Raw genomic sequence first — 12,056 nt, forward strand, 5'->3', positions numbered from 1 at the left:
TCCGATTTAGGATCAATTGCAAGAATCTATCGAAAATTTTTTTTCCCATCGCCCATGGTTTCCTCTATATCCTTTTGTGTAGTAGGAGTCTGGAATAGGAACCTGAGGCAAATAAATCGGGAAAATGAACTTTCAAAAGTTTTGAAAGTTCTTTTGACAGACTTGAGAAGGCGGACAAATTTAACGGATATTATCAATTAACACAGTAAAACGTATGGTTTCATTTTTAAAGATGCTCTTTACATCGTCGGTCGGCAGAAAGTATATCGTCGGGATCACTGGTCTGGCCCTTGTGGCCTTTGTCCTTGTGCACATGGTCGGAAATCTCCAAATGTTTGCCGGCACCCCGGATAAGATAAATGCTTATGCCGTCCTGCTTAAAAGCAATATGTTCGTCCTTTGGGGATTCCGCCTCGGGCTTTTGACATGCGCTGTCTTGCACGTCTGGTTTGCGATTCTCCTTTGGACAGAGAATAAAGTGGCAAAGGAAATCACTTACGAAGACGGGAAAGTCTATAAAGCATCACTGGCATCCCGTACAATGACTGTCAGCGGTACGATTGTTCTGGCATTCATCGTTTTTCATATCCTCCATTTCACGACCCATACGATTTATCCGGATTATTCGACCTTTGAAGCCCCGCTCCACGGTCAATATGTCCATGATGTTTATTTTATGGTCATCGAGGGATTTAGTGTCTGGTATGTATCCGCATTCTATATCATTTCCGTGGGTTTACTTTCCTTACACTTGAGCCACGGGATAGCCAGTATTTTCCAGACCCTGGGATTAAAAAACAAAAAGAATGAATGTTTTTTTAATGCCTTGGCTAAAATCATCGCCATCATCCTTTTCTTGGGGTTTGCCTCTATTCCTGTCGCAGTCTTGACCGGAGTAATCAAAGCTCAGGGAGATCCTTCGTCAGAAATTTATAATGAATCCAACACAAACAGTCTGCCAGAGTTATGATCCTAGATTCCAAATGTCCGACAGGGCCGCTTGCCCAGAGATGGTCAAAGCGGAAAGCTGAGTATAAACTCGTTAATCCCTCAAATAAGCGCAAGTACGAGGTGATCATTGTGGGGACCGGATTGGCCGGTGCTTCGGCTGCCGCTTCGCTGGGTGAGCTCGGGTACAATATTAAATCTTTCACTTTCCACGACAGCCCACGTCGCGCCCACTCGATTGCAGCCCAAGGAGGGATCAATGCCGCGAAAAATTACCGTAATGACGGAGACAGCGTGCAGCGCCTATTTTATGACACGGTCAAAGGGGGAGATTTCCGCGCCCGTGAATCAAATGTTTACCGCCTCGCTGAGGTCAGCGTAAACATTATCGACCAGTGTGTCGCCCAGGGTGTGCCATTCGCTCGTGAATACGGTGGGTTGCTCGATAACCGCTCTTTCGGTGGTGCTCAGGTCTCCCGTACATTTTATGCCCGCGGCCAAACAGGTCAACAGCTTCTGCTCGGTGCTTACTCGGCACTCAGCCGCCAGATCGGCGCAGGAACAGTCAAATGCCACACGATGCATGAAATGCTCGACCTCGTAATCGTCGATGGTCAGGCCAAAGGCATCATCACCCGGAACCTCGTCACGGGCAAAATCGAACGCCACAGTGCCGATGCCATCGTACTCGCCACCGGTGGTTACGGGAATGCTTATTACCTCGCGACCTATGCGAGGAATTGTAATGTCTCGGCTACCTTCCGCGCCCATAAACGCGGGGCCTTATTTGCAAACCCCTGTTTTGTCCAGATCCACCCGACCTGTATCCCGGTCACCGGTGACTACCAGTCAAAGCTGACTTTGATGTCCGAGTCCCTCCGTAATGACGGACGCGTCTGGGTATCCAAAAAAGTCGGTGACAAACGCGCCCCAGAAGATATTTCCGACGAAGACCGGGATTATTTCCTGGAACGTATGTATCCAAGCTTTGGGAACCTCGCTCCCCGTGACATCTCCTCACGTGCCGCCAAAAAAGTGTGTGATGAAGGCCGTGGGGTCGGGGAAAGCGGACTGGGTGTTTACCTCGATTTCCGCGATGCGATCAAACGCCTCGGTGAAGACATGATCCGGGAACGTTACGGTAACCTTTTCGATATGTACGAACGGATCACCGGTGAAAACGCATATAAACAACCGATGCGGATTTACCCGGCCGTCCACTATACCATGGGTGGACTCTGGGTTGATTATGATCTCATGAGTAATGTCTCCGGCCTTTTTGTCACTGGTGAAGCAAATTTCTCGGACCACGGCGCCAACCGCCTCGGGGCCAGTGCCCTTATGCAAGGGTTGGCTGATGGATATTTTGTCCTGCCTTATACCTTGGGTAATTACCTCGCCTCACAAAAACCCGGCAGTCGTCCTTCTATTGACGCCCCGGAATTCATTCAAGCCGAGGATGAGGTCAAAGCCCAGATTGAAAAACTCCTTTCGATCAAAGGCAAACGCACGGTCCGCGATTTCCACAAGGAAATCGGACATGTCCTCTGGAATCACTGCGGCATGGCCCGCACACACGAAGGTCTCAAGGAGGCCTTGTCAAAGATTCCCGCCATCCGTGAGGAATTCTGGAAGAATGTCGATGTGCCCGGTTCCGGCGATGACCTAAATCAATCACTTGAATACGCCGGACGCGTGGCTGACTATATCGAGTTTGCCGAAATGCTTTGTCACGATGCACTGGAACGCGAAGAGTCCTGCGGATCCCATTTCCGCGAGGAATACCAGGAAGAAGGCGAATGCAAACGTAATGACGAAAAATATGCTTACGTTGCCGCTTGGGAATTCAAAGGGGTCGGTGTGAAACCCGAACTCCATAAAGAAGATATTAAATACGACGAAGTTCACATGTCGACAAGGAGCTACAAATAATGAATCTGACCCTCAGAGTATGGAGACAGTCGGGTCCCGATGCCGACGGGCGTTTTGTGGACTACGAAGCTAAAGATATCAATCAACACATGTCCTTTCTGGAAATGCTTGATGTGGTCAATGATAAGTTGACCCTGAGCGGTGAAGAACCGATCGCCTTCGAGAGCGATTGCCGCGAAGGCATTTGCGGAACCTGTGATATGGTCATCAATGGAGCCCCCCACGGTGGCTACAAAGGAACGACTGTTTGCCAGCTCCACATGCGCTTTTTTAAAGATGGCGACACGATTGTCATCGAGCCATGGCGAGCCAAAGCATTCCCGATCTTAAAAGATTTGATCGTGGACCGTTCCGCCTTTGACCGGATTATCCAGGCCGGTGGTTTTATCTCGGTGAATACAGGATCTGCCTGTGACGCTAATGCGATTCCCGTGCCAAAGGAAAAAGCGGACCGCGCCATGGATGCCGCCCAGTGTATCGGGTGTGGTGCTTGTGTCGCTGCTTGTAAGAACTCCTCCGCGATGCTTTTTGTCGGGGCCAAAGTCACCCAGCTTGTCCAGTTCCCGCAAGGTCAGGTCGAACGCGAACGCCGCGTGAGCGCCATGGTCGAGCAAATGGACAAGGAAGGATTTGGGAACTGTAGTAATACCTACTCCTGCGAAGCTGCTTGTCCGAAAGAAATTACCCGAGACGTCATCGCGACCCTTAACCGTGAATATGCACGGGCAATGATCAAGAAAATCATCTAAGCGGGTTCAATAACTCCTTTCCATAAACAAATTGCCCAAGACAAAAAGGCTGGAATTAGTTTTTCCAGCCTTTTTTATGTTTCATTTTTTATATACCATCGCCTTTCAGACGGTGGTTCTTGAATTGTTTCCATCGGGCTCACAAACAATTTGCTTTCTTGTGTCCGCGCAATTTGCATGAATAGGGAGGTATGTCCGATGCCAGTCAAATTGATTTACACCGGCGCCCGAGGCGCAACCGGTTTAGTCCCGCGATCCGGGCTTTAACCACGGAAACTTCCCTTGGAATCAATGACTTGATCTGCCCGCTCTTTGTAAAAGACGGGAATGACGCACCCTCCGAGGTCGTTTCCATGCCCGGGGTCTTCCGCTACAATATCCCTGACCTTGTCAATGAAGCCGGGCAATTAGCAGCCCTTGGCATTAAAGCCATTGCGATTTTTCCTTATACAAATCCATCCCTAAAAACCCCCCGTGGCGAGGAAGCCCTTAATCCCGGGGGATTAATCCCGCGTGCGGTTCAAGCCATAAAAAAGCATTTCCCCGGTCTCCTTGTGATTACCGATGTCGCCCTCGACCCGTACACGGGGCACGGCCATGACGGAGTACTCAATGAGCAAGGTTATGTCGATAATGACCTCACGGTGAAAATCCTCGGGGAAATGGCCGTCCTGCTGGCCCAGGCCGGGGCTGACGTGGTCGCTCCCTCGGATATGATGGATGGGCGTGTGCGGGCCATCCGCAAAAGCCTCGACCGGGAGGGATTGGTTAATACGGCTATCCTTGCTTATTCGGTGAAATTCGCCTCCGCTTTCTACGGGCCATTCCGTGATGCTGTCGGCAGTGCCCAAGCGGCAGGCACACACCTGCTCGATAAAAAGACTTACCAGATGAATCCCGCCAACCGCCGTGAAGCACTCCTCGAAGCTCAGCTCGATGAAGAAGAAGGCGCTGACATACTCATGGTCAAACCCGCAGGGCCTTATCTCGATATCATCCGGGAGGTCCGTAACCAGACGACCCTTCCGATCGCGGCTTACCAAGTGTCGGGTGAATATGCCCAGATCCATGCCGCGGCAAGATTAGGCTGGCTTGATTTGGAACTCACGGCGTTCGAGTCGCTTCTATCGATTAAAAGGGCCGGGGCGGATATGGTGCTGACTTATTTTTCCAAACAAATTGCGCAAAAAATCCGGGGTTAAACTTTTTGAATGAATCGGGATGTTCCATTGTCTAAACTTTAACCATCCTCTAACCCTACAAAGGAATAAATAAATGAAATACCTCGTTACCACCCTCTTGAGTCTATTCACCCTCTCCTATCTGGCCAGCGCGGGAGATTTGGGCCAATGGCAGACGCAAATGCAAAATGGCTCGAAAGAAAGCATGGAAAAAGCCGATAAACTTTTTAAAGAGGCGCAAACAGCCGATCCGGAAAAAGCGGCGAAACTCACTGAGGAAGCTAATAAATATAAAGCCATGGCTGAAAAAAAGGCGACACTCGCTGCCGCCATCGCCACGGGTGACCAAGAAAAAATCCAGGCAGCTAATGCCGACCTTACAAAATTTACCCAAGACCATTGGAAATCCCAGCTGACGTTTGAAGCAAAATGTTATAATGAAAAAGCGAATAAAATGCTGGAACAATCCAAGACCGAAAGCCCCGATGAAGCGGCGAAACTCACCGCCAAAGCCAATTACATGAAAGGTATGGCCGATAAAAAATCAGCACTGGCAGCGGCCCTCTCCACCGGGGATCAAGCCAAGATAGAAGCCGCCAAGCAGGATATGATGAAATTCAGTCAAAGTAACGAGCCTAAAAAATAGTCGTTTCTTCTTCTTTTCGTTTTTCAAAGCGTGTGCCGGAAAAGGTCGCACGCTTTTTTTATGCCCCGATTTGTGTTTGGAGCTTGGAGATTTTATCACGGATATCGGCAGCGGCCTCATAGCGCTCTTCTTTAATCGCTTCACCCAGATCTTTTTTCAGGGTGTCGAGTTTGTTGGCCAGCTCCAATCTCTCCCGGAGTTTGGCCGGGGCTTTGCCTTTGTGTTCGATTCCCCGGTGCATATTGCGCAGGAGTGTGCTGAGACCTTCCTCGAAAGTCTCGTAACAATCGGCACAACCCAAACGCCCGAGTTTTTTAAAGTCCGACTGGGTGAATCCGCAGGTCGGGCAGACAAGATCACCTTTGCCCGCACCCATCTCCTCACCCGCACCCAGACCTAAGAGCTGGTCGGCTATTGAGAACCCGGTAGGGTCATCCACATTTTTGGCATTTGGGCAATTTGCACACAGATCCACCTTGTGCATGACCCCATCGACGATTTGTGTCAGATGGATCGTGCACGGATTTTTACAATTCTCACAGCCCGGTGGACGGTTTTCACTCATATTTGTCTGATCAAGATACCATTTCTGCTCTTCCCGTCAATACCACCTTGAGTGGGTGCAGTGGTAGAGAGGATATCTTTGCCCATGATTTCTGAAGGGGATTCAAAGCCCTTTTACGGTCCGCGCAATTTGCACGGCGGCAAAGGCGGCTTCACGGCCTTTGTTAAATTTCGGATTTAGGCAACGTATTTTGGCTTGGGCCGGTGTTTTACACACGAGCACCTCATGGATCTGAGGGACCTCGGTCTCCAGGGCGATTTGCATCAGGCCTTGGGAAATGGCGGTGCCGATATGCTCCGCATGATAAGTCTCGCCCATAAATATCAGGCCTAAATTAATCACAGCATCGTACTTGCCGGAACGCGCACAAATGGCGGCGGCGACAGGAATCTCGAAGGCCCCCGGCACCCGGACAATATCGATTTTTTTGGCGCCGGCTTTTTCCAGTAAGGTTTTTGCCGCATCAAGCATGCTGTCGACATATTCAGCATTATAAATACTGGTGATAATGGCAAAACGCAAATGGCGCGCATCAGGCAGGTCGGGAGTGGTGTTTTTCTTGAGCATTTACCTGTGATTAAAGATTCTGCGTGATTCACTGTCAATACAGCGTTATAAAAGCCCCCATGAAATCATACCGTCAGGAGTTAGCCCTGGATATCCCCACCCGCCGCGCTTTTATTAATATTACGCCCCGCGTGGGGGAAGCCGTCCAGAAAAGCGGGGTCAAGGAGGGCTTGTGCCTGGTCAATGCGATGCATATCAGTGCCAGCGTTTTTATCAATGACGACGAAAGAGGACTCCATCAGGACTTTGAAAAGTGGCTGGAGTATCTCGCCCCCGAAAAACCTCATGCCCAATACGCGCACAATGGTTTCGAAGACAATGCCGACGCCCACCTGAAACGCACCATCATGGGCCGGGAAGTCGTTGTCGCCATTACCGAGGGCCTCCTTGATTTCGGGCCGTGGGAACAAATCTTTTACGGGGAATTTGACGGGAAACGGCGCAAACGGGTTCTGGTCAAAATCATTGGGGAATAAAGAAAAACTGAATCTTCGTCTGAAGGCTTTGACATATCACGGCAAGCGGTTTTTTTCCGTGGGGCCACCTACACGCCTGGGGGGAATTAAGAAGCTTTATCGCCGAGCTTATTACCGATTTCAGTCAGTTCTTTGTCGAATTCAAGGCGTTTGGCCTCAAGTTTTTTGAGTTTCAGCATTTCGCGCTGGAGCTTGAGGTTTGCGTGGGAGATATATTCACTGGCTTCAAGGCGTTGTGAATGGTTCTCTTTCATCAAATGCTTCAAGTCGTTGAGGCGGGACTGGAGCTTCTCATTATCCAAACCTTCGAGGGAGTTAGGATCGAAAATATATTCGGTATTTACGGTGATACTGACTGGGGCGACAGGGGCAGGTGTGGGGGAGGCCAGTAAAGACGGGGTATTGGCTTTTGACTCCCCTTTTTTAAAGGGTTTAACGGCATGGGTGGTATCGACGGTTTCACCGACTGATGCACTGGAAACGAGAGCGCCGGAAGGCAGGGGTGCCGTGGGATCCGGGGCCTCCGGGACATGAACCATGCTTTGGCACTGGGGACAGGCGATATCCATGCCCACCCCGGCCACCTCGACGATCAGGCTCTTCCCGCATACAGGACAATCGAAAAGAATATCCTTTTCGACAAAAGTGAAGCTTTTGACTTTATGAATCGTATTGTCCATGGATAATTAAATACTAATAAACAAGATTAAACATTTTTTCTTGAACCCTGCAAGTCGCTAATTCAAGCATTTTGATATCTCGTATTGGTTTCATCCCGTTACCTTTGCAGGCAGGCCGCAATTTTTTGGAAACTCGCGGGCTACGAGCTTATAGCCGGCTTTGAAGCCGGAGCAAAACCATTCCACCGCCTTTAAGACAGTGGTTTTTGAATCACTAATTCACGTAAATCCTCGGGAGTAATCTCTTCAAGATTTGGAGCTAAGCGTGAATATCGGGAGAGAGTATGGCCCGGATGGGTCGTCGCGAGGGCTAGGCAAGCCATCCCTGCCGCCCGTGCGGCATCGATGCCGACCTGAGCATCCTCGATGACCACGCAATTTGCGGGGGTACACATGAGTTTCCCCGCGGCCATGAGAAAACAGTCCGGTGCGGGTTTGCCCTGGGTCACATCCTCACTACTGACGATTGCCCGGAAACAAGGGGCAATTTGCGTGGAATCAAGCACCAGCCGTATATTCTCAAGCTCGGTGGATGAACCCACCGCCATCGGGACATTGTCACGGGCCAGAGACTCCGCAAGCTTTTTGACCCCCGGTAATAGGGTGACTTTCCCCCGGGCCAATTCGCGGAAGATCTCCTCTTTGCGGCGGGAAAGGGCGGCGACCCGGGATTCCTCCGCGCCGGGTTCGAGGTAAAGGGGAATAATATTCATATTCCGCATCCCGAAAGTTTTTTTAAAAAAACCTTCCGGCAAAGTCCATCCGGTCTCCGTGGCTAGGATATCCCAGCTTTCTTCATGGAAACGGGATGAATCGACGATCACCCCGTCCAAGTCGAAAATCACGGCAAATGAGGGTGAGTCCACCGGCATTAAAAGGCCTCGCACCACGCGGTCAGGCGTAATTCATTTTTCTGCACCAGCCCAGGATGATAAGGAATCACACGGACATTAAAGTGGAAACTGCCACTGTCCTGGGGTTTGACTGTACCCCCGAAGAGATAAGACCCGCTCCCCAAATCTTCAATGACCTGTAGGGCGACACCGTACGGCTGGGAATGATTCGTATCGCTTTCGATATAGGCCTCAGTGGTCACATCCGATGGTTTGAGCGGCCCGAGATTTACCCGGGCTTTGACCTCGAATTCCTGGCCGACTTGGAGATGGTGGACTTTGCTGTCCCAGATGACTTCGGCGACTTGGACTTGGCACCAGGTATTACGGATCATTTCTTTCCATGGGGAGAGTTCCTTGGCGACTTTGAATCCATCGGCTTTGATACGGCCGCTGTTGACGTAGGCGACGGTATAGAGGCGGTTACAATAATCCTGGACCATGCGGAAAGTGCTAAATTCCGGGGAGACGGATTTCATGGAGGCTTTCATCAGATGGATCCATTTATGCGGTGTGCCATTGCTGTCACGATCATAATAATGGGGGACGATTTCATGCTCGATAATGCTGTAGAGCGAGTGCGCGTCGAATTCATCCTGAGTGGCCGGATCAGTGGCTGTCACGCCGGGGTTAATGGCCCAGCCATTATTTCCGTTGTAGCCTTCACACCACCAACCGTCGAGGATGGAGCAGTTAATACCGCCATTAATCGGTCCTTTTTGGCCACTGGTGCCGCTGGCCTCGAGCGGGCGGATCGGGGTATTCAGCCACACGTCCACACCGGAGACCAGGTAACGGGCGAGATCGATGTCGTAATCTTCCACGAAGATCACCTTGCCTTTAAAGTCCGGGGTTTCCGCCATTTTATAGACCTGTTGGAGGAAACGTTTACCCGGATCATCCGCAGGATGGGATTTCCCGGCAAAAACAAGCTGCACGGGCCGAGTGGGATTATTCACGATGGCTTTGAGCCGCGCGATATCCTTAAAAAGGAGGGTCGCCCGTTTATACGTGGCAAAACGGCGGGCAAATCCGATCGTGAGTACATCAGGAGCGAGCAAATCGCGCGCGGCGGCGATTTCTTCGGGTGGGTAAGCTTCGCGGAGGCGTTGATTCTGCACGCGGGAGCGGACCTTCTCGATGAGTTTGATTTTGCGGGCGTTGTGGGTTTTCCAGATTTCGTCGTCGGGGATATCCTCGACTTTTGCCCATGCCTTGAGGTCTTCGACATTATCTTCCCAAATCACACCGAGATAATGCTCGAGGATGCGGCGGAATTCCGGACTCATCCAGGTCTGGGTGTGGACACCATTGGTGATACTGGTAATGGGGATCTCGTGTTGGGGCACTCCCGGCCAGACACATTGCCACATGCCGCGGGAGACCTCGCCGTGTAGTGCGCTCACCCCGTTAGCCTGACGCGAGAGGCGCAAGCCCAAGATCGTCATGCTGAAGGGATCCTGGCCGGTCCCGTGCCATGGGCGGCCGAGCTTCATCATCGCATCGAAATCCACCCCGAGGTCCACGAGGAATTCGGAAAAATATCGGAGCACTAGATCCACGGCAAAAGCGTCATTACCCGCCGCCACGGGTGTATGGGTCGTGAATATATTCGAGGCGGCCACGACTTGCAGGGCCTCGTGGAAAGTTAGCCCGTTATTCTTGTGGAATTGGCGGATGCGTTCGAGACCCAGGAATGCGGCATGGCCTTCATTCATGTGGAAAACGGTGGGATTCAGCCCTGACGCCTGCAAGGCGCGGACACCCCCGATGCCGAGGACGATTTCCTGTTTGAGCCGCATTTCGTGGTCCCCACCGTAGAGCTGGTAGGTGATCTTGCGGTCTTCCTCATTATTTTCTTTTACATCGGTGTCGAGGAGATAGATGCAGATATTCCCGACTGTCGCCCGCCAGACTTTGATCCAGACATTCCGGTCGGTGATACGCACGGAGACTTTGACGGGTTTGCCCTTACTGTCGAGCACCTCGGTGATGGGTAATTCGTAGAAATTCCAGACGATCGAGTCGGATTGTTGCCAGCCGTCTTTAGTGATGCGTTGTTTGAAATATCCGGTCCGGTAGAGGATCCCGCACGCGACGAAGGGCAGCCCGAGGTCGGAAGCGCTTTTACAATGGTCGCCGGCTAAGATTCCTAAGCCGCCGGAGTAAATCGGCAGGGCCTCGTGAATGCCGAATTCCGCCGAGAAATAACCGACGAGTAAATCCTGTTTGTCGTCGTGGTTTTTGGCATACCAGCGGTCCTTACGCCCGAGATAGGCGTCGAGGCGTTTTTTCAGGACATCCAAGCGTTCGACAAATTGCGCGTCATTGGCGGCTTCCAAAAGGCGGGCTTGGGGAATGTAGCGTAGGATTTGGGCCGGATTATGATGGTAATTAACCCAGAGTTCAGGTTCCAGATCACGGAAAAGTTCGCTGGCTTCCGGCGTCCAGGTCCACCAGAGGTTATAGGCTATTTCCCTGAGGGCTTCGAGACGGGCGGGGATTTGAGGGATAACTGAAAAGGCGAGTGGTGACTTCATAATAGATAATTTCTCCCGATTAATGGTTAAGTCACTAGCTCTAACCTTAGCCATCGAGTCCCGCAATGAGAAAAATTCACAATGATTGGTGGACTAGGGAAGGAAAGTTTTATTTATTCAGGGTCACATGGGGAGGTGATTCTTTTCCCGTATTTGTTACAGAAGGTGTATCACTCCCTTTGTCCTTTTCCTTCTTCGGTTGCTTCTTTGGCCAGAATCAATCCTCCTCTCCCGAAAAAATCTGCAATCCCGGAGTGTTTGCTGGCTTTAGCCTATCCACCCAATCCTTTCCGATCACCAGGGGGGAATATCGATCATACCGATATCCGCGCTCGGGCAAAATTCCCTTATACTTCCTATTGATTTTCCGTAATGCACCCTGTATTTTCAAAAGCTCAACACTGCTCAGACACCATAGCTCAACCGGATAGAGCAGCGGATTTCTAATCCGCAGGTTGCTGGTTCGATTCCAGCTGGTGTCACCACTTACCCTCCTACTTTTGAATGTCTACAGGATTTCAGAATAGTGATCGTATGATTTTGGGGGGATTACCAAATTACCACTGTCTTATGTTCAGTTCGTGGAAAATAACAAGAGAACGTGAGCAAGTTGCGCAGGGGGTTCTCAGTGCGAAACAAACCGGAAGGGAAACGGTATTCTTTCTCAAATCTCTTGATGAATATCACACAGCCAGAATGAGGAAAGTGCGGTTTTGACATATGATGGCGTGGGGGAATCTAATCAGTAACGTGACGGTGACAACAACGAATATGTATAGCTGGGATGCGCGCCATGAATTGGTGGAGTGGCAGGAGGTCTCGGCGACGCAGACCAATAAGAGCCAGTGGTCGTATAACGGATTTGGGCAGAGGGTGCAG

11 protein-coding genes and 1 tRNA gene are annotated in these 12,056 nt (G+C 50.9%); 7 read left to right on the top strand and 5 right to left on the bottom strand.

Annotated elements, in window-relative coordinates; genetic code table 11:
• The first annotated feature begins 214 nt into the window (after positions 1-214).
• The 5 genes from SGI98_12140 (at position 215) to SGI98_12160 (ending at position 5,456) form a co-directional block, all read left to right on the top strand.
• Positions 215-970 carry a succinate dehydrogenase cytochrome b subunit gene (locus SGI98_12140; GenBank protein ID MDZ4744151.1) on the top strand — a complete coding sequence of 252 codons (756 nt, stop codon included), beginning with the start codon at positions 215-217 and terminating at the stop codon, positions 968-970.
• Positions 967-2,880, top strand: a complete 1,914-nt coding sequence (locus SGI98_12145; GenBank protein ID MDZ4744152.1) for a fumarate reductase/succinate dehydrogenase flavoprotein subunit — start codon at positions 967-969, stop codon at positions 2,878-2,880. The genes SGI98_12140 and SGI98_12145 overlap by 4 nt, the downstream gene beginning before the upstream one ends.
• The gene (locus tag SGI98_12150; GenBank protein ID MDZ4744153.1) at positions 2,880-3,629 is read left to right on the top strand and encodes a succinate dehydrogenase/fumarate reductase iron-sulfur subunit; all 750 of its coding nucleotides are present in this window, start codon (positions 2,880-2,882) and stop codon (positions 3,627-3,629) included. The genes SGI98_12145 and SGI98_12150 overlap by 1 nt, the downstream gene beginning before the upstream one ends.
• Positions 3,630-3,820: 191 nt before the next feature.
• The gene (hemB, locus tag SGI98_12155) at positions 3,821-4,831 is read left to right on the top strand and encodes a porphobilinogen synthase (GenBank protein ID MDZ4744154.1); all 1,011 of its coding nucleotides are present in this window, start codon (positions 3,821-3,823) and stop codon (positions 4,829-4,831) included.
• Positions 4,832-4,904: 73 nt separating this feature from the next.
• Positions 4,905-5,456, top strand: a complete 552-nt coding sequence (locus SGI98_12160; protein ID MDZ4744155.1) for a hypothetical protein — start codon at positions 4,905-4,907, stop codon at positions 5,454-5,456.
• A 58-nt stretch (positions 5,457-5,514) separates the two neighbouring features.
• On the opposite strand, the gene SGI98_12165 is transcribed toward SGI98_12160, so the two are convergent.
• Positions 5,515-6,021, bottom strand: a complete 507-nt coding sequence (locus SGI98_12165; protein MDZ4744156.1) for a UvrB/UvrC motif-containing protein — start codon at positions 6,019-6,021, stop codon at positions 5,515-5,517.
• A gap of 102 nt (positions 6,022-6,123) precedes the next feature.
• A complete protein-coding gene (ribH, locus tag SGI98_12170; protein ID MDZ4744157.1) occupies positions 6,124-6,588 on the bottom strand; it encodes a 6,7-dimethyl-8-ribityllumazine synthase in 465 nt (154 codons plus the stop codon).
• 59 nt (positions 6,589-6,647) lie between these two features.
• Between ribH and SGI98_12175 the strand changes: the two genes are divergently transcribed.
• Positions 6,648-7,064 carry a secondary thiamine-phosphate synthase enzyme YjbQ gene (locus SGI98_12175; protein ID MDZ4744158.1) on the top strand — a complete coding sequence of 139 codons (417 nt, stop codon included), beginning with the start codon at positions 6,648-6,650 and terminating at the stop codon, positions 7,062-7,064.
• A gap of 86 nt (positions 7,065-7,150) precedes the next feature.
• On the opposite strand, the gene SGI98_12180 is transcribed toward SGI98_12175, so the two are convergent.
• The 3 genes from SGI98_12180 to glgP all read right to left on the bottom strand — a co-directional run bounded on the left by SGI98_12180 (position 7,151) and on the right by glgP (position 11,177).
• Entirely contained in the window at positions 7,151-7,744 is a 594-nt protein-coding gene (locus SGI98_12180) for a hypothetical protein (GenBank protein ID MDZ4744159.1), read from the bottom strand.
• A gap of 191 nt (positions 7,745-7,935) precedes the next feature.
• Positions 7,936-8,616: an HAD family phosphatase gene (locus SGI98_12185; GenBank protein MDZ4744160.1), complete on the bottom strand. Its 681-nt coding sequence runs from the start codon at positions 8,614-8,616 to the stop codon at positions 7,936-7,938.
• Positions 8,616-11,177: an alpha-glucan family phosphorylase gene (glgP, locus tag SGI98_12190; protein ID MDZ4744161.1), complete on the bottom strand. Its 2,562-nt coding sequence runs from the start codon at positions 11,175-11,177 to the stop codon at positions 8,616-8,618. The genes SGI98_12185 and glgP overlap by 1 nt, the downstream gene beginning before the upstream one ends.
• Positions 11,178-11,585: 408 nt before the next feature.
• On the opposite strand from glgP, the gene SGI98_12195 reads away from it, so the two are divergent.
• Positions 11,586-11,662: transfer RNA gene (locus SGI98_12195), tRNA-Arg, on the top strand.
• Positions 11,663-12,056: the final 394 nt, after the last annotated feature.

The organism is Verrucomicrobiota bacterium (assembly GCA_034440155.1).
Lineage (GTDB): Bacteria > Verrucomicrobiota > Verrucomicrobiia > JAWXBN01 > JAWXBN01 > JAWXBN01.

Bases quoted from the DNA above. Each gene is read 5' to 3' on its own strand.
- SGI98_12160 (MDZ4744155.1), top strand. From the start codon at position 4,905: ATGAAATACCTCGTTACCACCCTCTTGAGTCTATTCACCCTCTCCTAT.
- SGI98_12175 (MDZ4744158.1), top strand. From the start codon at position 6,648: ATGAAATCATACCGTCAGGAGTTAGCCCTGGATATCCCCACCCGCCGC.
- SGI98_12150 (MDZ4744153.1), top strand. From the start codon at position 2,880: ATGAATCTGACCCTCAGAGTATGGAGACAGTCGGGTCCCGATGCCGAC.
- SGI98_12145 (MDZ4744152.1), top strand. From the start codon at position 967: ATGATCCTAGATTCCAAATGTCCGACAGGGCCGCTTGCCCAGAGATGG.
- SGI98_12165 (MDZ4744156.1), bottom strand. From the start codon at position 6,021: ATGAGTGAAAACCGTCCACCGGGCTGTGAGAATTGTAAAAATCCGTGC.
- SGI98_12180 (MDZ4744159.1), bottom strand. From the start codon at position 7,744: ATGGACAATACGATTCATAAAGTCAAAAGCTTCACTTTTGTCGAAAAG.
- hemB (MDZ4744154.1), top strand. From the start codon at position 3,821: ATGTCCGATGCCAGTCAAATTGATTTACACCGGCGCCCGAGGCGCAAC.
- SGI98_12185 (MDZ4744160.1), bottom strand. From the start codon at position 8,616: ATGCCGGTGGACTCACCCTCATTTGCCGTGATTTTCGACTTGGACGGG.
- glgP (MDZ4744161.1), bottom strand. From the start codon at position 11,177: ATGAAGTCACCACTCGCCTTTTCAGTTATCCCTCAAATCCCCGCCCGT.
- SGI98_12140 (MDZ4744151.1), top strand. From the start codon at position 215: ATGGTTTCATTTTTAAAGATGCTCTTTACATCGTCGGTCGGCAGAAAG.
- ribH (MDZ4744157.1), bottom strand. From the start codon at position 6,588: ATGCTCAAGAAAAACACCACTCCCGACCTGCCTGATGCGCGCCATTTG.